Annotated in this window: 21 protein-coding genes; 16 read left to right on the top strand and 5 right to left on the bottom strand. The window is 59.2% G+C overall.

The window, feature by feature from the left end:
* Window positions 1-2: 2 nt before the first annotated feature.
* From LA304_RS07155 to LA304_RS07125, 7 genes are all read left to right on the top strand, one after another.
* Window positions 3-692, top strand: coding sequence for an NADH-quinone oxidoreductase subunit B (locus LA304_RS07155; protein WP_224502421.1), 690 nt, complete (start codon window positions 3-5; stop codon window positions 690-692).
* A gap of 8 nt (window positions 693-700) precedes the next feature.
* A complete protein-coding gene (locus LA304_RS07150; RefSeq protein ID WP_224502420.1) occupies window positions 701-1,243 on the top strand; it encodes an NADH-quinone oxidoreductase subunit C in 543 nt (180 codons plus the stop codon).
* Window positions 1,243-2,421, top strand: coding sequence for an NADH-quinone oxidoreductase subunit D (locus LA304_RS07145; RefSeq protein WP_224502419.1), 1,179 nt, complete (start codon window positions 1,243-1,245; stop codon window positions 2,419-2,421). The genes LA304_RS07150 and LA304_RS07145 overlap by 1 nt, the downstream gene beginning before the upstream one ends.
* Before the next feature lie 5 nt (window positions 2,422-2,426).
* On the top strand, window positions 2,427-4,223 hold the full coding sequence (locus LA304_RS07140; protein ID WP_224502418.1) for an FAD-dependent oxidoreductase: 1,797 nt from the start codon (window positions 2,427-2,429) through the stop codon (window positions 4,221-4,223).
* Complete coding sequence (locus LA304_RS07135; RefSeq protein WP_224502417.1) at window positions 4,220-4,714, top strand: ferritin family protein; 495 nt, start codon at window positions 4,220-4,222, stop codon at window positions 4,712-4,714. Before LA304_RS07140 ends, LA304_RS07135 begins: the two co-directional genes overlap by 4 nt.
* 121 nt (window positions 4,715-4,835) lie before the next feature.
* A complete protein-coding gene (locus LA304_RS07130; RefSeq protein WP_224502416.1) occupies window positions 4,836-5,000 on the top strand; it encodes a hypothetical protein in 165 nt (54 codons plus the stop codon).
* Window positions 5,000-5,638, top strand: a complete 639-nt coding sequence (locus LA304_RS07125) for a ParA family protein (RefSeq protein WP_224502415.1) — start codon at window positions 5,000-5,002, stop codon at window positions 5,636-5,638. The genes LA304_RS07130 and LA304_RS07125 overlap by 1 nt, the downstream gene beginning before the upstream one ends.
* 16 nt (window positions 5,639-5,654) lie before the next feature.
* On the opposite strand, the gene LA304_RS07120 is transcribed toward LA304_RS07125, so the two are convergent.
* A complete protein-coding gene (locus LA304_RS07120) occupies window positions 5,655-6,047 on the bottom strand; it encodes a RidA family protein (protein ID WP_224502414.1) in 393 nt (130 codons plus the stop codon).
* 253 nt (window positions 6,048-6,300) lie between these two features.
* On the opposite strand from LA304_RS07120, the gene LA304_RS07115 reads away from it, so the two are divergent.
* From LA304_RS07115 to LA304_RS07075, 9 genes are all read left to right on the top strand, one after another.
* Entirely contained in the window at window positions 6,301-7,296 is a 996-nt protein-coding gene (locus tag LA304_RS07115) for an ABC transporter substrate-binding protein (RefSeq protein ID WP_224502413.1), read from the top strand.
* A gap of 65 nt (window positions 7,297-7,361) precedes the next feature.
* Window positions 7,362-8,168, top strand: a complete 807-nt coding sequence (locus LA304_RS07110) for an ABC transporter ATP-binding protein (protein ID WP_224502412.1) — start codon at window positions 7,362-7,364, stop codon at window positions 8,166-8,168.
* The gene (locus LA304_RS07105; protein WP_224502411.1) at window positions 8,165-9,019 is read left to right on the top strand and encodes an ABC transporter permease; all 855 of its coding nucleotides are present in this window, start codon (window positions 8,165-8,167) and stop codon (window positions 9,017-9,019) included. The genes LA304_RS07110 and LA304_RS07105 overlap by 4 nt, the downstream gene beginning before the upstream one ends.
* An 8-nt stretch (window positions 9,020-9,027) precedes the next feature.
* Window positions 9,028-10,302, top strand: a complete 1,275-nt coding sequence (locus LA304_RS07100; protein ID WP_224502410.1) for a cytosine deaminase — start codon at window positions 9,028-9,030, stop codon at window positions 10,300-10,302.
* Window positions 10,303-10,306: 4 nt separating this feature from the next.
* Window positions 10,307-11,722 carry an FAD-binding oxidoreductase gene (locus LA304_RS07095; protein ID WP_224502409.1) on the top strand — a complete coding sequence of 472 codons (1,416 nt, stop codon included), beginning with the start codon at window positions 10,307-10,309 and terminating at the stop codon, window positions 11,720-11,722.
* A complete protein-coding gene (locus LA304_RS07090) occupies window positions 11,719-12,309 on the top strand; it encodes an NAD(P)H-dependent oxidoreductase (RefSeq protein ID WP_224502408.1) in 591 nt (196 codons plus the stop codon). The genes LA304_RS07095 and LA304_RS07090 overlap by 4 nt, the downstream gene beginning before the upstream one ends.
* The gene (locus LA304_RS07085) at window positions 12,309-12,929 is read left to right on the top strand and encodes an NAD(P)H-dependent oxidoreductase (RefSeq protein ID WP_224502407.1); all 621 of its coding nucleotides are present in this window, start codon (window positions 12,309-12,311) and stop codon (window positions 12,927-12,929) included. Before LA304_RS07090 ends, LA304_RS07085 begins: the two co-directional genes overlap by 1 nt.
* A gap of 3 nt (window positions 12,930-12,932) precedes the next feature.
* Window positions 12,933-13,859, top strand: a complete 927-nt coding sequence (locus LA304_RS07080) for an isopenicillin N synthase family dioxygenase (RefSeq protein ID WP_224502406.1) — start codon at window positions 12,933-12,935, stop codon at window positions 13,857-13,859.
* Complete coding sequence (locus tag LA304_RS07075) at window positions 13,856-14,644, top strand: creatininase family protein (protein ID WP_224502405.1); 789 nt, start codon at window positions 13,856-13,858, stop codon at window positions 14,642-14,644. Before LA304_RS07080 ends, LA304_RS07075 begins: the two co-directional genes overlap by 4 nt.
* A 48-nt stretch (window positions 14,645-14,692) precedes the next feature.
* On the opposite strand, the gene LA304_RS07070 is transcribed toward LA304_RS07075, so the two are convergent.
* From LA304_RS07070 to LA304_RS07055, 4 genes are all read right to left on the bottom strand, one after another.
* Complete coding sequence (locus tag LA304_RS07070; RefSeq protein WP_224502404.1) at window positions 14,693-15,883, bottom strand: ABC transporter permease; 1,191 nt, start codon at window positions 15,881-15,883, stop codon at window positions 14,693-14,695.
* Window positions 15,880-16,803: an ABC transporter permease gene (locus LA304_RS07065; protein ID WP_224502403.1), complete on the bottom strand. Its 924-nt coding sequence runs from the start codon at window positions 16,801-16,803 to the stop codon at window positions 15,880-15,882. The genes LA304_RS07070 and LA304_RS07065 overlap by 4 nt, the downstream gene beginning before the upstream one ends.
* Window positions 16,800-17,891, bottom strand: coding sequence for an ABC transporter ATP-binding protein (locus tag LA304_RS07060; RefSeq protein ID WP_224502402.1), 1,092 nt, complete (start codon window positions 17,889-17,891; stop codon window positions 16,800-16,802). Before LA304_RS07060 ends, LA304_RS07065 begins: the two co-directional genes overlap by 4 nt.
* Window positions 17,892-17,965: 74 nt before the next feature.
* Complete coding sequence (locus tag LA304_RS07055; protein ID WP_224502401.1) at window positions 17,966-19,099, bottom strand: extracellular solute-binding protein; 1,134 nt, start codon at window positions 19,097-19,099, stop codon at window positions 17,966-17,968.
* Window positions 19,100-19,342: the final 243 nt, after the last annotated feature.

Below are 19,342 nucleotides of genomic sequence, written 5' to 3'. Positions count from 1 at the left end.
CCATGGAAGACGTTGACGACAAGTTTCTCAAAAAGAACAAAGAAGTCCCCCTGCGCGAAGAGCTTCGCCCGCGCAAAGTGACCACCCCCGACGGGCAGGAAATCGAGATTGAGCCGCTCCGCGACTACTTCTGCGAAGCGCAGCCGAAGGTGCATCCGAAGGCCTATTCGAAAATCGTAGAAGATTTCTACAACTGGGCGCGGTCCAACTCGCTCTGGATTTTGGGCTTTGGCACGGGCTGCGGCGCGATTGAAATGCGCCCTCTGATGACGCCCCGCTTTGACGCCTACCGCTACGGTATCCAGTGGCGCCCGACCCCGCGTCAGGCGAACCTCCTCGTGATCTCTGGCTATCTCTCGGTCAAAACCCTCAAACGCGCCATCCGCGCCTATGAGCAGATGCCGCAGCCGAAATACGTGATGGGCCTCGGCTCCTGCACCATCAACGGCGGGATGTATTGGGACAGCTACAACACGATCAAACGACTCGACGATTACCTGCCCGTCGATCTCTACATCGCGGGCTGCATGCCGCGGCCCGAGGCGCTTTTGCATGGGTTCATGGAACTCAAGCAGATCATCCGCAAGGGTGAAGCCGAAGGGGCCAACAAATACGCCGAAAACTTTGCCCAGTACAAAGCCAACCAGAAGGCGGTGATCAAGGACTGGGACATGCCGGATTACAATTGGTGAGCGCTATGATGAGAGAACTCCTATACCGCCTCAAAGACCGCTACCACTTCGGCACGCCGACGTTTCAGCGCGATGACCTGTGTTTCGTGACCGTCAAACGCTCTGAACTGCGTGCGATCCTGACAGAACTGCGCGACGTCGAAGGGTTCACACACCTGACGCTCCTCACCGCCGTGGACTGGATCGAAGAGCAGCAGTTTCAGCTCACCTACATGATCAACAACCGCGAGGCCAATCTGACACTGGCCCTGCGCGTGATGCTCGACCGTGAGGATGCGACCGGCGACACGATCCACGATCTCTGGCCAACTGCCGCCACCTATCAGCGCGAGTTGCGCGAGATGTTCGGCATCAACTTCCCCGGTAGCCCGCGCGTGGATGAGGAATTCATCCTAGAAGGCTGGACCGACCTGCCGCCCTACCGCCGCGATTTCGATACGCTCGCCTATTCGCAGCAAACCTATCACGACCGTCCGGGCCGTGAGACCCATGATCCGAAAACGCATATGCAGAAAGTGCTCTATGCGGATTACCCGAAAGGAGCCAAATGATGTTCTCCTTCTCCCCTGACCGCTCCCAATACCCCCAGCCCGGCCCCGACGGGAAAGTCGAAGTCGATCTGGAAACCGGCAAGTATCTCAAGCTCTGGCACGGCCCGAACCACCCCGGTATCACGGGCAACATGTCGGTTGAACTGACGGTGTGTGGTGACGAAGTCGTCGAAGGCAAAACCCATGTCGGCTACCTCCACCGCGGGTTCGAGAAACTGATGGAACGCCGGACGTTCATTCAGGTCTTCCCGATCGTCTGCCGCGTCTGCGTGCCGGAGCCGGATTTCAACGAATATTGCTACGCCGCCGCCGTCGAGGAACTCGCAGGGATCGAGGTGCCGGAAATGGCCACTTGGATCCGCACCCTGATCCTCGAGATGGGCCGCTTCAACAGCTACATGATGGCTATGGGCGGGATTTCCGGCGCGCTGGGTCTCGGTGTGGTCGGCCAATGGATGACCTACACCCGCGATCTGATGCTGGATCGGTTCGAAGAACTCACCGGTGCCCGCATCTATCACATGTTCATCCTCCCGGGCGGCGTGCGCGCGCATCTGCCCGAAGGGTTCGAAGGCCGCATGGAAGAGGTCCTGAGCACGGCAGAACGCTATCTGGCAGACGCCGAAAAGCTCATGTTCCATAGCTCTGTGTTTAAAACCCGCACGCAAGGCGTGGGTTATATCGACCCTGCCCTCTTCGAGCGCTACGGCGTCACAGGCCCGAACGCCCGCGCGGGTGGCGTCGCCAAAGACGTGCGTAAGGACAGCCCCTACCTCGTCTACGATCAGCTCGACTTCACCGTCCACACGGAAGAGGCCTCAGACATCTACGCCCGCACGATGGTGCGTTTCAAAGACCTGCACGAGACGATCCAACTCATCCGGCAAATCCTCAAAAAGATGCCGAAAGAGGGGCCGGTCATGGGCAACCTGCCCAACGTGCTCCATTGGAAAATTCCGCGTGGCGAGACCTACATCAAAGGCGAAAGCTCGCGCGGGGAGTATGGCTATTATCTCGTTACAGACGGCACCGGATATCCGCGTCGGATCAACGTGCGCGGGCCGAGCTATACGCACGCCATGGCTTTGCTCGAACACCTGATCTCCGGCACCAATATCTCCGATGTCGCCGCACTCATGGTGTCGCTCCACACCTACCCGCCAGAGATCGAAAGGTAAGCCCCATGTCCCTTCGCGATGTTCTCTCCCCATTCACGGCATGGAAACATGTCATCAATGATCCCGTGACGATCAAAGACCCGTTCAGCCGCGAGGCCTCGGACCGGTATCGGGGCTTTCACCAGAACGATATGGACAAATGCATCGGCTGCGGCTCCTGCGAAGAGATTTGCCAGAACGCCGCCATCGACATGGTGCCGGTTGAGGGCCAGAACGCCGGTCCCGGAGACTCGGGCCTGCGCCCGATGATCGACTACGGGCGCTGCTGCTGGTGTGCGCTCTGTGTCGATGTCTGCATGACCGGTTCTCTCACGATGTCGAACGAATACACCTGGGTTGATAGCGACCCTGACGCGTTCCGGTTTGTCCCTGGTGTGGACGCCAAATCGTGGGACCTGGAGCCAAAGGGCTATCAACGCGAGGACGAGCGTCGCCTGACCGGCACCGTCCGCGCCCCGATGGGAGAAACCTGCCCCGAGGATCGCATTGGAAACTTTGACGAAATCGTTGATGGGTTCACGGCGGAGCAGGCCATCATCGAGGCCGACCGCTGCGTCGAATGCGGGCTGTGTGTTGCCACCTGCCCCGCCCACATGGATATCCCCGACTACATTTCCAAAGTGCGGGACGGCGATTATGAGGGCGGTTTGCAGCTTCTCTATGAGACCAACCCGTTCTCGCAGGCTTGCGGGCGCATCTGTACCCACAAATGCGAAACGACTTGCGCCGCGATGCATGAGGGCGACGCCATCGCCATCCGCTGGCTCAAACGCTCAATCACAGACAGCGTGCCGCGTGAGCGCTATTTCGACCTGATCCAGAAACCCGATGTGCCGGAGACGGGTCAATCGGTCGCCATTATCGGTGCGGGACCTGCGGGACTGACCACCGCCTACGATCTCGCCCGCAAAGGGCATCAGGTCGTGGTTTTCGAAGCTCTCGACAAACCCGGCGGCATGATGCGCTACGGCATTCCCGAATACCGCCTGCCCTACCACGTGCTGGACCACGAGATTTCCGTCATTGAGAGCATGGGCGTCGAGATCCGCTGCAACATGCGGGTGGGTCAGGAAATCTCGATGGACCAACTGAAAACGGCCTATGACGCAGTCGTCCTTTCCATCGGCCTACACCAAGGCCGCTCCACCCGCGTGCCGGGTTCGGAGAAAGCCGAAGCTGCGATTGACCTGCTGCGCCGGATCACGGCGGGCGAAGAGGTTCCTGTGCCCGAACAAGTCGCGGTCATCGGCGGCGGCAACGTGGCGATGGATATCGCTCGTTCCATGGCCCGCCTGCAAAAGATCAAACACGGCAAGGTCGGCGTGACAGTGACCGCGCTCGAAGAACTCGACCGCTTCCTCGCCGATAAGGAAGAGATCGAAGAAGCGCTCGAAGAGGGCTGCGATATCTTCCCCGCGCGCGGACCGCAGGAAATTCTGGTCGATGGCGACACCGTCACTGGACTGCGCACATGGAAGGTCGATGCGATCTTTGACGCAGAGGGACGCTTTGCCCCGAAATACGATGAGGACGACGAGATGGTCCATCCTGCCGGTATGGTCGTCGAGGCCATCGGACAGATGGCCGATATTTCGCTCTTGGGCGCGGAACTCACCGAACAGCTCGAATGGAACCGTGGGCGGATCATGATTGATGCGGACGGCCAAACCTCCGAGCCATGGCTCTGGGCAGCGGGCGATGCGGTCTCTGGTCCCGACGTCATTCACGCCGTCGCGGACGGCCACCGTGTTGCGGTTTCGATCAGCAGAATGCTCACAGCAAAACGGGAGGCGCTGCAATGAGTGAAGCGAACAAGGAAAAACTCTCTGGCCTGACGACGGTCAAAGAGATCATGGACACCGCCACCTCGTTCGAGGTCGTTGCCCGCGATTTTTACGCAGCCCTTGCGCCGAAAGTCTCCAAGAATATCAGATGGCTGGTGGACGAACTTGCGGAAGAGGAACAAGGCCACGTGGACCTCTTCACCAAGCTCGCGAACGATCCGAAAGTCTCCGAGGCGATGGCGGAGAAAATCCAGCGCCCCGTGGCGGATGGCAAATTCTCCGACTGCGTGCAGGTGCCCGATCTGGGCGAAAACCCCGACGACCAGACAGTCCTCCAATACGCCCTGATGCGCGAAACGGCAGCGATGGAGCAATACACCGAACTCGCCACGACGGCGCCGGAAGGACCGCTCAAAGAGGCTTTCACCTTCCTTGCGAATGAAGAAGCAGAGCACAAAGAGGAGCTCGAAAAAATCTACTACGAGATCGTTCACTCCGGCGGCGTGTGAGCGCTATCAGCTATCCACCTCAATATTCAAGCGATTGACGCGGCGGCAGGAAAGTCAGACCCAAGGCCTTGACGCACCCAGATTGTGTATATACGCGGTATAGGCACTAGGAGACACGCGCATGGGCCAGAAAAACAAAAAAGACGCCAGTCTGATCATTCGCTTACCGAAGGAGGATCGCGATGCCTTTGTGGCATTGTGTGAGGACATGGACACATCCGCCTCTCGCGAATTGCGTGATCATATCCGGAAATTTTTGAAGAAGAACGCCAAGAAAGGGTCGTGATGAAAACTGTTCTCGTTGCCAACAGCAAAGGCGGTGCAGGCAAAACGATGACAGCGATCACACTGGCCGGAGCGCTCAAGTCCCTCGGCCATCGGGTTGCTCTTGCGGATGCTGATCCTCAACAATCCGCGCGTATGTGGGGCAAGAGACGCTCGGCCTATGCCGCACATATTCCGGTGCTGAACTGGTCGAAAGAGACGCTGCCGTCTGTGCCGAAAAAGACCGATTGGCTCATCATTGACAGTGGGGCGGGCGTTGGAGCCGATGACGTGAAGCCCTTCGTCAAGGACGCAGACTATCTCGTCACCCCAATCATGGCGTCGCTCTTTGACGAATTGGCGATCCGGTCCTTCCTCAAGGACCTGCAAGATCTCAAGCGCGTCCGTAAAGACAAGATTGATATCCTCCCGATCGGGTCGCGTGTCGATCTGCGCCGGAAGGACACCAAGCTCTTGGGCGATTTTGTGGAAGCCAACGGGCACAAGCTCGTGACGCTTATTTCCGAGCGTGCAGCCTATGTGGACCTCGCGCGCGAGGGGCTTTCGGTCTTTGACCAGACCCAAGCGCGCTATCGTCAGCTTCAGGAGCAATGGCACCCGCTTCTGAAAAAGATGGGCCTCAAGATTTCAAAGGACTAACGACAGGTAGCGCCACTTACGGCGCGACGGCGGTCACCTCGACCTCGACGAGAAATTCTTCACGGGTGAACCCCGTGACGATGAGCAGTGTCGAGGCAGGCTTTACCTCGACATCCGCAAGCCACGCGTCGCGAACGGCCATGTAGGTCGCGAAATCCTCACGTTTCGTGACGAACCCGCTGACCCGCACAACCTGGTCACGGCCAACACCCGCCTCTTTGAGGATCGCATCAATATTCGCGAAGCATTGCTCTGCCTGCGCGGTCACGCCCTCTGGGCAGGTGCCATCGGGAGAGAGCCCGAGCTGTCCTGAGGTGACGATCACGCGTCCTGCTGGTCCACTATCGATACCGTGGGAATACGCACCAAACGGCGCGGCAATACTATCGGGGGTCAATGCAGTTTTCATGATCAGCATCCTGTCGAGATTCGGAGGGAAGTTACGCCAAATTGCATGACACGAACCGACGCCGAAGGGGATTTTGTACACAATATCGCATCCGATCCCAAATCAATTTGATCATTTTTTGACCCGATGCTCAAAAAAATGCCTTGTATTTGAGCAAACAGGCGCTGTGCAGAAACGCCGTGCCCGCGCCCCCGTGCGCTCCCTGTCTGCAACGATATCGTGGGGGTCGGAATTTCACCCTTGGAGACTTTACATGACCACGACACGCGTTCTCGCGGGGCTTGCCCTTGCCGCGACGACTTCCACCGCCGCACTGGCATCTGACCTGACACCGGTTGCCTTCGGCACCAACTGGCTCGCTCAGGCTGAGCACGGCGGCTACTACCAAGCAGTCGCAGACGGCACCTACGCAGCCTGCGGCCTCGACGTGACCATCCAACCGGGCGGACCGCAGGTGAACAACCGCGCCCTGATGATGGCGGACAAAATCCAGTTCCACATGGGCGGCGACCTGCTTCAGGCGTTCAACGCAGCCAAAGAAGGCATCCCTGTTGTGGCTGTGGCCGCAACCTTCCAGAAACACCCGCAGGTGATCATTGCACACCCGGGCGTCGCGGAAACCTTTGAAGACCTGAAGAAAACCACGCTCCTCATCGGCGACAACGGCTTCGCATCCTACTACCAGTGGATGGTCGCAGCCTACGGCTTCACCGTGGAGCAGCGTGAGCCCTACACCTTTAACCCGGCTCCGTTCCTCGCGGATGAGATGAAGTCCATGCAGGGCTACCTCTCCTCCGAGCCGTATGTGATCGAAACCGAAGGCGGCTTTACCCCTGACGTCTTCCTGATCGCGGATGCAGGTTACTCCACCTACGCAACCACCATCGAGACCATGCAGAACACGATCGACGAAAACCCGGAAGCCGTGAAGTGCTTCGTCGATGGGTCCGCGATCGGCTGGTATAACTACCTCTACAACGACAACAGCGCTGCGAACGAAATGATCATGGCCGACAACCCGGACATGACTCAGGACAAGATCGACTACGCCATTTCGAAAATGAAATCCGAAGGCATCGTGGATAGCGGCGACGCGCTTGAGCTTGGCATCGGCGCAATGACCGACGAGAAGATCGCAGACTTCTACAACAAAATGGTCGAAGCTGGCGTGATCGAGGCAGGTCTCGATTACTCCGCAGCCTACACCACCGAGTTCACCAACATGAAAGTCGGCATGGACCTGAAATAAGGTTCCCGAAAACGCATTGCGGGGGCGGTCAGCCGCCCTCGCACCTCCTGATCTGAAAGACGCACATGACCCTTCCCTCCTCCATTCCGCCCATGGGGCAACGTGAAAAGCTCTTGGAGATGTCCGGCGTGGACAAAATCTTCAACGGCAATGTTGTCGCCCTGAAGGACATGAACCTGACCGTGAACCAAGGCGATTTTATTTCGCTTTTGGGGCCGTCCGGCTGCGGCAAATCCACGGCCCTGCGCCTGATTTCCGGCCTGATGCGCCCGACCTCGGGGCAAATCGCGTGGGAAGGCGGCATGAAGACCGGCGACCTCGGTGTTGTCTTTCAAGAACCGACCCTGATGCCTTGGGCTACGGTCGAACAGAACGTCTGGCTTCCTTTCCGCCTGCGCGGCAAGTCGATGGCCGACGTCCAAGACGAAATTATGTGGGCGCTCAAGATGGTGGGTCTGGAGAAATTCCAGAAAAGTTATCCGCGTGAGCTCTCCGGCGGCATGAAAATGCGCGTCTCTATTGCCCGCTCTCTCGTGACCGAGCCGCGCCTGATCCTCATGGACGAACCTTTCGCCGCGCTCGACGAGATCACGCGCCACAAGTTGAACAACGACCTGTTGGAACTCCGCGAAAAACTCAAGTGCACGGTGATTTTCGTCACGCACTCGGTGTTTGAATCCGTATTCCTCTCTGACCGGATCGTGGTCATGGCGGCCCGTCCGGGGCGCGTGTCCTCCGAGGTCACGGTCGATGCGCCCTACCCGCGCACCGAGGAATTCCGCACATCCGCAGATTACGCAGAACTATGCCGCAAGGCGTCTGATGCGCTGCATGCAGCAATGAACGAACATGGCGCGAGGGCTTCGGCATGAGCACGACAGACATCAACACCGCTCCAATCGTCGATGAGGAAGAGCTCCGCTACGCCCGCGCCCAAAAGCGTGAGAAGATCGGTAAATGGGTTCTGCCCGTGCTCGTGATTGCGCTCGCGATCTTCTTCTGGGACCGGATCGTCGTCTGGAACAACATTCCGCACTATCTCCTGCCTGGACCAGGCCTTGTTCTCGAAACCCTCATCCAGGACTGGGGGATGCTCTCCTCCGCTCTCTGGGTCACGGTCAAAATCACCTTGGCGGCGCTTGCTGTTGCCGTGATCGGTGGCGTTGGCCTCGCGATTCTGTTCACACAGTCGCGCTATTTCGAGATGTCCTTCTACCCCTTCGCAGTGATCCTACAGGTGACGCCTGTTGTTTCCATCGCGCCGCTGATCTTCATCTACGTCGATAGCCGCCTCGCGGGCCTACTGCTCTGTGCGTGGATCGTGGCGTTCTTCCCGATCCTGTCGAACACAACGCTCGGCCTCAACTCGACGGACCACAACCTGCGCGATCTCTACAAGATTTACGGCGCAACCCGTTGGCAACGCCTTCGTTACTTGCAACTGCCGACGGCTCTGCCGTACTTCCTCGGTGGTCTGCGCATCGCAGGTGGCCTGTCCCTCATCGGGGCCGTGGTCGCCGAATATGTCGCCGGCACCGGCGGCATCGGTTCCGGCCTCGCTTTCCGCATTCTGGAAGCGGGCTACCGCCTCAACATTCCGCGCATGTTCGCGGCCCTTCTTCTGATCGCCGCCACAGGGGTGGTGATCTTTACTGCAGCCTCGCTTCTCAGCCACTTCCTCTTGCACAAATGGCATGAGAGCGCGATCAAACGGGAGTCTTAAGGACTTATATGAGCTTTTGCGTTCTGCCCAGCGGCGCGAAGACACTTTTGAATGTCACAGTTCCGGCCAGCCTACTCGGTCAAACCGGAGACCTCATCACGACTGACCTCACTATTGCAGACGGCAAGATTGTAAAAACGGACGCTGGGCAACCGGCCGAAACTACAATCGATATGAAAGGGGCCATGGTGTTTCCGGCCTTCGTTGATATGCACACGCATCTCGACAAAGGCCACATCTGGCCCCGCGCCTCGAACCCTGACGGCTCCTTTATGGGCGCGCTCGAAACCGTGCGCGCGGACCATGCCAACTGGACCGCGAAGGACGTCGAAGCGCGGATGGATTTCGCTCTCCGTTGCGCCTATGCGCACGGGACTAAAGCGATCCGCACCCATATCGACAGCCTCGACAACCTCGCCTCCTCCTCCTTTGGCGTTGTTCAGCGCATGAAAGAGAAATGGGCGGGCAAGATCGACCTGCAGGCGTCCTGTTTGGTCGCCATCGACAAGGTCTTCAAGGACGAGGGTGATTTCCCGGCCGTGGCAAAGATCGTGGCAGACACGGGCAACATCCTCGGCTCCGTCACCTATCCGGTGCCGGATCTCAAAGAGCGTCTGCTGGATTTCTTCCACTACGCGATGCTCTATGATCTCGACGTGGACTTCCACGTGGACGAGACGGACGATCCGACCTCTGACACCCTGCGCACCATTGCGGAGACGGTTCTGGAGCTTGGCTTCAAGAACACGGTCACTGTGGGCCACTGCTGCTCCATCTCCGTGATGCCCGAAGAGACCGCAGACGAGATTATTGGCCTCGTGGCCAAGGCCGGTCTCAACGTCGTGTCCCTGCCGATGTGCAACATGTATCTGCAGGACCGTTACAAGGGCCGCACACCGCGGTGGCGTGGTGTGACCATGGCGCATGAACTTCACGCCGCCGGTGTGAACGTATCCTTCTCCTCGGACAACACCCGCGACCCGTTCTACGCCTATGGCGATCTCGACATGATCGAAGTGATGCGCGAAGCCACGCGAATTTGCCATCTCGACCATACAGAGGTGCCGTGGGTGAGTGCCTTCCTGTCGAACCCCGCCAAAGCCTGCGGTTTCGACATCCCGACACTGACAGAAGGCGCCCCCGCCGATCTCGTCATCTGTAACGCACGCAACTGGACGGAGCTATTCGCCCGCCCGCAATCTGACCGGGTGGTCTTGAGGGACGGAGATCCCATCGACCGCACCCTGCCCTCCTATTCTGAACTCGATGAAATCGTGAGCTAATCCCATGTCCGACATGAAACCGAACGTCGCCGCAGCCAAGGCTGCTCTGTCCCATCTGGAAATCGACGAAAACCCCGCAACGATCCGCAACAAATCGCGGGACTTCTTCTGGTATTCTCCGGTCCTGAAGGCCGAGATGGATCACCTTCAGGCCGACTTTGTCGTGAACCCGAAATCCGAAGAGGAAGTGATCGAGGTTCTCAAAACCTGCTACGCCCATGACGTGCCTGTCACCTGCCGCGGCGGCGGCACCGGCAACTACGGTCAGGCCATGCCCCTCGCAGGCGGCTGCGTCATGCACCTCACCGGCATGAACAAGATCAAGGAAATCGGCAAAGGCTATGCAGTTGCCGAACCGGGCATCATCGTCAAAGAGATGGACGACGAGCTGCGCGAGAAATCCGGTCAGGAACTGCGCATGTTTCCGTCCACCTATTCCCAAGCCTCCCTCGGCGGCTTCATCGCAGGGGGTTCCGGTGGCATCGGGTCCGCCAACTGGGGCGCGCTGCGTGATCTCGGCAACATCAACCGACTGCGCGTCGTGACGATGGAAGCCGAGCCACAAATCCATGAGTTTACCGGCGAAGAGCTCCACCGCGTGTCCCACGCCTACGGCACCAACGGCATCATCACCGAGATCGAAATGCCGCTCGCGCCGGCCTATGACTGGGTCGAAATGTTCGTGCGCTTCGACACCTTCCGCGCTGCGACCGAGTTTGCGGGTGCTCTGACGGCTGAACCGGGTATCCTCGTGAAACTGGCCTCCGTCTACGCCGCGCCGATCGCGCATAAATACTTCCAGCGCGTGAAAGCACACGTGACCGAGAACGATCACCTCTGTGGCTTCATCGTCGCGCCGCACAACATGGACGGGTTTAAAACCCTCCTCGACCGTTTTGAAGATGGCGAGGTCATCTATCGCTCTGACGATGTGCAGTGGGACCGTCACCCGGGTCCGGTCTATGAATACGGCTGGAACCACACCACGCTGCGCGCACTGAAGTTCGAGAAAGACCTGACCTATCTTCAGGTCCGCTATGGCGATGACATTGAAAAGATCATGAACGCCTACGAGACCTTCAAAGACGATCTCTACATGCACCTCGAAGTCATGCGCGAAGGCGCAGGTCTGTCCTTTGCCGGCCTCCCGATCGTCTTCCCGAAAGACAAGGAAGAGCTCAACGATCTCGTAGCCCGTCACGAGGCGCTCGACTGCATGATCTTCAACCCGCACCGCTACACGCTCGAAGAAGGCGGTCGTCAGTCCACCGACCAGCGCCAGCTCGACTTCAAACGTGAGTCTGATCCAAAGGGCCTCTTGAACCCTGGCAAGATGATCGCATGGGACGAGCCGGACTTTGATTATGCCGACATGTATTCCTACGCGAAGATCCTGCCGAAACCGGAGACCGCAGAATGAGTTCGAAAGGACGCGTTCTGGTCCTCTACGCCCACCCGTGCCCCGAGAGCTTCAACGCCGCAGTGCATGAGGTGGTCGTAGAGACCCTCACCAAATCCGGCTGGGAGGTCGATGATTGCGACCTCAACGTCGAGGGGTTCTCCCCTGTCCTCACTGAGGCGGAGCGTCGTGCCTATCACGACATTCCAGAAAACATCGAACCTGTGCGCGAATATGTTGAACGCGTGCAGGCCGCAGATGCGCTCGTCATGGTCTTTCCCGTCTGGAACTTCGGCTACCCCGCGATCCTCAAAGGGTTTCTGGATCGTGTGTTCCTGCCGGATGTATCCTTCAAGCTTCAGGACGGCGGCGTTCGTCCGGGGCTCACGAACATCAAAAAGCTTTACGCCTGCACGACCTATGGCGGCACGCGGTTCCGCGCGATGATGAACGGCGACCCGCCGCGCAAATGTGTGACACGCGCTGTGTGGTATGCCTGCGGGATGCCGAAGAAGAAATACATCGGTCTCTATGACATGAACAACAACCAAGAGCCGCAACTCAAAGCCCACCTCGAACGGGTGAGACGGGCGATGGAGGCGTTCTGATGAAGCGCGCCCTCGTCGTCTATTGTCACCCGCGCGACACCTCGTTCAATCGCGGCATTCGCGACCTCGTGGTCGAACGGCTGGAGACCGCAGGCGTCGAGTATCGTCTGCGCGATCTCTATGCCGAAGGCTTCGATCCCGTCCTCTCCGCGCATGATCACGAGATTTACGAAAATGTGCCGGAAAATCGCGCGCTCGTAGAGCGTGACTGCGCCGATATGGAATGGTGCGACAGCCTCATCTTCGTTTATCCGACGTGGTGGTATGGCCTGCCTGCGATGCTAAAGGGCTGGCTCGACCGCACGATGGTGTCGGGTGTGGCCTTCATCATGCCGCAAAAGGACGGGGATGACATCAAACCCGGCCTGACGCACATCACCAAACTCGGCGTGTTCACGACCTGTGGCGCGTCGCGATGGCTGACGTTCCTCGTCGGCGCACCGGGCAAGCGGACACTGATGCGCGGGTTGCGGGTCATCCTCGCAAAACGCTGCAAGACGGCCTTCGCCGCCCACTACCTCATGGACAGCTCCACGCCGGAAAGCCGCGCGAAGCACCTTGTGAACGTGGGTAAGCGTTTGGACAAACTCATTGCGGCCCCTGCGCCGAAGGAGGGCTAAGAGATGGAGATCCCCGTTCTCGACTGGCAACGTTTTACCTCCGGCAATGACGTTGAGGGCTTTGTCAAAGACCTCGGCCACGCCTGCCGCGATACAGGGTTCTTCCTGATTTCCGGCCATGGCATTTCAGAAGACCTCATCGCAGACGTCTTCGCGAAAGGCGATGAATTCTTTGCGCTCCCTGTCGCGGAAAAATCCAAAATCGACATCCGCAACAACCCGCACAATCGGGGCTGGGCCTGTCAGGGCTCAGAGGCGCTTGACGAGACGTCCGGCCTGATGGACCGCAAAGAGGCGTTCAATGTCGGGTTTGACCTGCCTGCCGACGACCCGCGCGTCCTTGCCGGAGAGCCGTTCAGGGGCGTCAACATCTGGCCAGAGGTCGATGGCTTTCGTGACACGATGCTCGCCTATTACAACGCCATTCTTGCGCTCTCCGTCGACCTTCATGAAGCGTTCGAGATGGACCTCGAACTGCCGAAGGGCTACTTCGCCCCGCACTTTACCGAACCGATGGCCACACTCCGCGTCCTGTCCTATCCCGCAGCGCCTGATGGCGAGGGGATCGGCGCGGGCGCGCATACGGACTATGGATCTGTCACCATGCTCTGGACCGATGGCGTCGGCGGGCTTCAGGTGAAACCGCGCGGGAAAGACTGGATTGACGTGCCGCATGTGCCGGGGGCCTTTGTGGTCAATATCGGCGACTGCCTCATGCGTTGGTCCAATGACATCTACGTTTCGACCCCGCACCGCGTCCTGCCCCCGAAACAGGCGCGTCGCTCCATCGCCTTCTTCCTCGACCCCAATCCGGACAGCGTGCTCTCTGCCCTCCCGGGCACGGGTGAGCCGAAATACCCGACTGTGACGGGTGCCGATTATCTGCGGTCGCGGCTGGACGCGACCTACACACCAAAGGAAATCCAATGAGACGTTTCGATTGGGCCGAATACCGCACGACGGAATTCGCCGACTTCGACCCCGAGAAAACCATCGTCATCCTGCCCACGGCCGCCATAGAGCAGCACGGTCCGCACCTGCCGGTTGGCGTCGATACCTACATCAACGAAGGCATGCTCGCACAACTTCGCGCAACCTGCCCCGACGATGTCGACATCCTGATCCTGCCCGTTCAGGCGGTCGGCAAGTCGAACGAACACATCCACGCCAAGGGCACGCTGACCTACACGGCCAAAACCGCGCTCGACGCGTGGACGGAGATCGGTCTGTCTGTCGCGCGCGCCGGTCTCAAGAAGATGGTGATTGTCAACTCCCACGGCGGGAACCTCGATCTGATTTCCATTCTGGGCCGCGAGCTGCGCGTGCAGGCAGGCATGATGGTCGTCAAATGCCAGTGGGGCAACTTCGGCAAGCCGGAGGGCATGTATAGCGCGCAAGAGAACAGCTACGGCATCCACGGTGGTGACCTCGAGACCTCGCTGATGCTCCACTTCAAACCGCATCTGGTGGATATGGAGATGGCCGAGGACTTCCGCTCCACCGCCGAGACCGCGCCGATTTCTCCGATTGGTCCGGTGAACCTCGCGTGGGTCTCCAAAGACCTGAACCCGAAAGGCACCGTCGGCGAAGCGCATCTGGCCACCGCCGAGAAAGGCGTCGCCACCTGCGAACATCAGGTTGCGGGCTTTATCGAGATGCTCAAAGAGTTGCGGGACCTGCCAACGGACGGCTACGCGCGGACCATTCCGGACTAAGCCGACCGCAGCGCTGGATTGAAAAAGGGGGCCATTTGGCCCCCTTTCTTATTCGTCGGTTTTCGGGGCCGTGATGCCCCCGAAGGCGCCGCCAAAGGCGGACGGGCTTTCCGGTTTGGGCGCTGGCTCGGGCGCGGGCGCAGGCGTTCCGAGACCGCCAAACGCGCCACCGAAGGCGGAGTTGGACTTCGGCAGGGTCTTTTCCTGCTCGGCTTCCATCGCTTCGATCTTGGCCCGTTGCGCCGCGCGGAGTTCTTCCTGACGGTCGAGCTTTTCTTGCAGGACACCGGCTTCGCAGACAGAGCTGTCATGTTGCGACCCTGCGTAGGAAATCCCGCCAATCACCGCCACAAGGATCGCAAGGACCACACCCGGGTGCGTGAGTGTCCGCGTGACCGGATTGAGATAGAGCGGAGAGCGTGAGGCACGCCCACCCATCTCGGCCTCTTTGCGACGTTGCAGCGCCTCGTTGGTCAGGGCCCCCACGAGTGTGATCGTGATGATGATCACCGCGAGCGCGGACAGGGAGGGGTCCGTGCCGTGGCGGACTTTGGAGGCCAGTGCGGTGGTGAATGTGCTCTCCGAGAGAACCGTGAACACCGTCGTGTTGTAGTTCTCGAACGACGCCAACAGCGTGATGAACGCAGCAGAGCCAATCGCAGGCGCCATGAACGGCAACAGGATTTTGCGGAACGCCTGCCCCGGTGTTGCGCCGAGGTCGAGCGCGGCTTCGGTCTGCGTCGCGTCAAAGCGTTGCAAGCGCGCGATGAAGACGAGCATCGCGTAGGCCGACACAAAGGTGATCTGACCCACGATGGTGAGGAAGTAACCGTTGTAGAGGAACCCCGCCCCCATCCCGCGAGAGATTTGGCCCCAAAGGACGATGGTCGAAATACCAAGCACAACGCCCGGGATCAGGATCGGCAGGATCAGAACCGTATAGAGCGCAGCGCGGAGCTTAGCCGGCAGTTCAGAGAGCGCGAGCGCACCGGCGAGACCAATTGGCACCGCGAGCGCCACAACGCCCACACCGATGATCACGGAGTTCAGCAAGCCCTCCATAAGGCGCGCATTGCCGAACAACTCGTTGAACCAGCCCGTCGTAAAACACTCCCACGGAGACACCCGCGGAAAGCGCGAGGAGTTGAACGCGGTCATCGACATGATGATCAGCGGGCCGAACAGGAAGGAGAAAAAGGCGATGGCATAGGCGCCACCGAAAAGCGTGTGTCGGTTCATTTGCCAATCTCCCCGACAGAAACCTTGAACACCCGCATCATCAGAAGGACGAAGGAGATACAGGTCACGAGAAGCACGACCGCATAGGCGGAGCCGCGCGGCCAGTTCGAGGATTCATTGAACCACTGATAGATGACTTGCGTGAACCAGAGGGACGACGGCCCGCCCAAAATCTGCGGCGCGGCCAGCGCACCGGCGGTGAGCATAAAGACCATCGTCGCACCGGACGCGATCCCCGGCTTGGCCATCGGCAGGACAACACGCCAGTGCACGCGCCAGAGCGGTGCGCCCATATCGCGCGCGGCCTCGACCTGCGTATGATCGAGCGCTTCGACCGCGTTGTAGATCGGGAAGATCATCAGGAGGATATAGGCATAGGCCAACCCGCAATAGAGCGCGACATCGGCACGGATGAAATCAATCGGCGCATCCCAAAGGCCGAGCTGCATCCCCCATGTGTTCACAACGCCCGTAGCACCGAAAAGCACACGGAACGCAAAAGCGCGCAAAATTTCGTTGATCCAGTAGGGAATGATCAGACCAATCACCATGAGGCGGGCAGCGACGCCGTTGGCCCCATGCGCGAGGATGTAGGCGATGGGGTAGCAGATGATCACGTCAATCGCCGTGACGATCAGCGCCGCAACCAAGGTGCGCACGAGGATCGTGATGTCGAGCGTATTGATCGAGCCATCGTTGTTGAAGAAGAAACTGCGGTATTGCTCAAGCGTGTAGTGGTCCGCATCGGTGCCGAGTTGGTCGACCGGCAGGTTGAAGCGGAAGGAATAGTCGAGCATCGACAGCTGCGGCAGGGTGATAAAGACGACGACCCAGAGCGTGACGGCAATGGCCACGAACAGCGCGGCCCCCATGCCGTGACGCGCGGCGAGCGTCGTATAGGCGGCTTTCAGATGTTTCATGCTTCACTCGCCATGTGACCGACGGGAAGGATGGTGGCGTTCAGGGGCCGGAACCCGAGGGAGAGGGTTTCGCCCTGCCCCGGCAAGCTGCCTGCGAGACCGGCGTTGACCATGGAGATGCGAAGTTCCTGATCGCCGGTATTAGCAAACACATGGTTCGTCGCCCCCTCGAATTCCTGACGCGAGAGCACGGATTGGAATGCATTCGCGCTTTCGCCGGGAATGAGTTGTTCGGGACGAACGAACAGGAGCGCTTTGTCCCCTGCCTTGTATTTGCGGCCACCGCCGACGCGGGCTTCAAACGTGCCCATCGGGGTCTCAAGTGCTGCGGTTTCCCCCGACTGGCCTTTGATAATCCCCTCAACGGCGTTGTTCTCCCCCACGAAGGACGCAACAAAGGCAGAGCGTGGACGGTTGTAGATGCGGTCCGGTTCGCCAACCTGTTCGATCACACCGCGGCTCATAACGGCCACACGGTCGGACATGGTCAGAGCCTCGCCTTGGTCGTGGGTGATGTAGATGAAGGTCACGCCGACCTGTTTCTGAATGGCGCGAAGTTCCGTCCGCATATGCTGGCGCAGTTTGAGATCGAGCGCGGAGAGCGGTTCGTCGAGCAAGAGGATATCCGGCTCCACCGCGAGTGCGCGGGCGATAGCCACACGCTGTTTCTGACCGCCCGAAAGTTCGCCGGGCTTCTTGTCACCAATCCCCGGAAGCGCAATCATTTCAAGAAGTTCATCCGCTTTCTTGCGACGCTCTTTTTTGGAGACACCACGGACCTCCAGCGGGAAGGCAATGTTCTCCGCCACGGTCATCAACGGGAACAACGCGAGGTGTTGAAAGATCAGTGCCGTCGGACGTTTGTTCGGTCCGACACCGGCCATATCCTTGCCGCCGATGAGCACCTTGCCCTCGGTCGGCTCGGAGAAGCCCGAGATACAGCGCAGCATGGTCGTCTTGCCGCAGCCGGAGGGCCCTAGGAAGGAAAAGAATTCGCCTGAATTAATTTTGAGATTTGCGTTGTCGACGGCAGTGAAATTGCCGAAGCGGATCGTGATGTGGTCGAGGAGGACGGATCTGTCGGGCATATCGATTCTGATTTTTATGGTGCCAAAAGGTCAGGCCCCGCACACGGGGTGCACGGGGCCTGATGGAGGAGTGTTTAGGCAGAGAGGAACTTGTTGGTGAATTCGGTACGTTTTTCCGAATACCACGGGGCCTCTGCCGGCCATGCGTTGAGGTTCGCGAGGGCCTCACCCGGATAGGCGTCTGCGAAGTTTTTCGCGTAGATCTCGCCACCATAGGTGTCAGCGCCCAGAACCGGCGAGTTGTAGCCGTGCGTCTTGATCGCTTCACCGGCCCACTCGGGGTTGTAGCAAGCGTCGATGAAGGCATAGGCCTGTTCGATGTTCTTGGCACCGGTCGGCATCGCCATACCGTCGACCCACGCCATCGCGCCTTCGACTGGCGCACGGTACATGACCGGCTCACCTTCGTTTTTCAGGGCGATCGGCGGGCCGTCCCAAGTCTGGCCAACGATGACGCCTTCGTTCAGGAGACCGTTTTTCTGGGTGTCCGCGTCGTTCCAGATCAGCTTGATGTTGCCTTTCTTTTCGATCGCGTGCTCAACGAGCATGCTCCAGACCTCATCCATTTTCTCCGGTGTCTCATAGGCCGCCCACATGGAACCCGGCTCCATCATGCCGAGACGTTCCATGCCGAGACCGAGGCCCAAGAGCATGGAGTGACCGCGACCCATGGTTTTACCGGCGTTGGCGTCGTCCCAGATGTCGTAATAGGACGGGAACTCGCCCGCAGGGGTGAACATGTCGGTGCGCCATGCAACGCCTTCGGTGCCCCAGATGTGCGGGACCCAGCAGGTGCCGCCGAAGTTCCAGTGCGCCTCACCCAGAGCCATCGCCGGGTTCACCTTTTCAATGGCGATCTTGGACATGTCGAACGGCTGCAGAAGGCCCAGTTCAGCCCACAGGAGGTTACGGTTCACGGTCGGGGAGATGATGTCGAACCCTTCGCCACCGGTGGCTTTGAGTTTATTGATGATCTCTTCGTTGGAGCCGATGCCGGTAAAGTTCAGTTTGATGCCGGTGGAGCCTTCAAACGCGGTGACAAAGCTTTCCGGAAGATAGTCGGACCACATCATCACATTGATCTCGCCGGAGGAGGCGAGAGCCTGTTTGCTCACGATGGCCGGTGCTGCCAGACCGCCGAGCACCGTTGCGGTGCCCTTGAGGAACGAGCGGCGTTTCAGACCGGTGGGTTTGGTGAGGTTTGTCATAATCACTCCCTGTGATTTTTAATATTTAAAATACGTTACGCGCGAAGCCGCTGGCCCCCGCGGACTGACAAAGATGTCCACGCTGCGTATGAGAATGAGCCTAGGAGCCAGCAAAAGAGCCCATTTAGAGCCAGAGGCCCCAAACTATAGGTCCAGAAGGGGATTGCCCTGACCACTTGGAAAAATGCACAATAGAGTGGCACCTGTCGCCGCGCCTTGCACGTGATCGGGGCAGGACATGAA

Source organism: Celeribacter litoreus (assembly GCF_020165855.1).
Lineage (GTDB): Bacteria > Pseudomonadota > Alphaproteobacteria > Rhodobacterales > Rhodobacteraceae > Celeribacter > Celeribacter litoreus.
Note: the sequence above shows the minus strand (reverse complement) of the source record. Positions and strands in the feature narration are given on the sequence as shown.

Bases quoted from the DNA above. Each gene is read 5' to 3' on its own strand.
- LA304_RS07100 (WP_224502410.1), top strand. From the start codon at position 9,028: ATGAGCTTTTGCGTTCTGCCCAGCGGCGCGAAGACACTTTTGAATGTC.
- LA304_RS07125 (WP_224502415.1), top strand. From the start codon at position 5,000: ATGAAAACTGTTCTCGTTGCCAACAGCAAAGGCGGTGCAGGCAAAACG.
- LA304_RS07065 (WP_224502403.1), bottom strand. From the start codon at position 16,803: ATGAAACATCTGAAAGCCGCCTATACGACGCTCGCCGCGCGTCACGGC.
- LA304_RS07095 (WP_224502409.1), top strand. From the start codon at position 10,307: ATGTCCGACATGAAACCGAACGTCGCCGCAGCCAAGGCTGCTCTGTCC.
- LA304_RS07140 (WP_224502418.1), top strand. From the start codon at position 2,427: ATGTCCCTTCGCGATGTTCTCTCCCCATTCACGGCATGGAAACATGTC.
- LA304_RS07070 (WP_224502404.1), bottom strand. From the start codon at position 15,883: ATGAACCGACACACGCTTTTCGGTGGCGCCTATGCCATCGCCTTTTTC.
- LA304_RS07145 (WP_224502419.1), top strand. From the start codon at position 1,243: ATGTTCTCCTTCTCCCCTGACCGCTCCCAATACCCCCAGCCCGGCCCC.
- LA304_RS07130 (WP_224502416.1), top strand. From the start codon at position 4,836: ATGGGCCAGAAAAACAAAAAAGACGCCAGTCTGATCATTCGCTTACCG.
- LA304_RS07150 (WP_224502420.1), top strand. From the start codon at position 701: ATGAGAGAACTCCTATACCGCCTCAAAGACCGCTACCACTTCGGCACG.
- LA304_RS07085 (WP_224502407.1), top strand. From the start codon at position 12,309: ATGAAGCGCGCCCTCGTCGTCTATTGTCACCCGCGCGACACCTCGTTC.
- LA304_RS07105 (WP_224502411.1), top strand. From the start codon at position 8,165: ATGAGCACGACAGACATCAACACCGCTCCAATCGTCGATGAGGAAGAG.
- LA304_RS07120 (WP_224502414.1), bottom strand. From the start codon at position 6,047: ATGAAAACTGCATTGACCCCCGATAGTATTGCCGCGCCGTTTGGTGCG.
- LA304_RS07055 (WP_224502401.1), bottom strand. From the start codon at position 19,099: ATGACAAACCTCACCAAACCCACCGGTCTGAAACGCCGCTCGTTCCTC.
- LA304_RS07110 (WP_224502412.1), top strand. From the start codon at position 7,362: ATGACCCTTCCCTCCTCCATTCCGCCCATGGGGCAACGTGAAAAGCTC.
- LA304_RS07090 (WP_224502408.1), top strand. From the start codon at position 11,719: ATGAGTTCGAAAGGACGCGTTCTGGTCCTCTACGCCCACCCGTGCCCC.
- LA304_RS07060 (WP_224502402.1), bottom strand. From the start codon at position 17,891: ATGCCCGACAGATCCGTCCTCCTCGACCACATCACGATCCGCTTCGGC.
- LA304_RS07155 (WP_224502421.1), top strand. From the start codon at position 3: ATGGAAGACGTTGACGACAAGTTTCTCAAAAAGAACAAAGAAGTCCCC.
- LA304_RS07135 (WP_224502417.1), top strand. From the start codon at position 4,220: ATGAGTGAAGCGAACAAGGAAAAACTCTCTGGCCTGACGACGGTCAAA.
- LA304_RS07075 (WP_224502405.1), top strand. From the start codon at position 13,856: ATGAGACGTTTCGATTGGGCCGAATACCGCACGACGGAATTCGCCGAC.
- LA304_RS07080 (WP_224502406.1), top strand. From the start codon at position 12,933: ATGGAGATCCCCGTTCTCGACTGGCAACGTTTTACCTCCGGCAATGAC.
- LA304_RS07115 (WP_224502413.1), top strand. From the start codon at position 6,301: ATGACCACGACACGCGTTCTCGCGGGGCTTGCCCTTGCCGCGACGACT.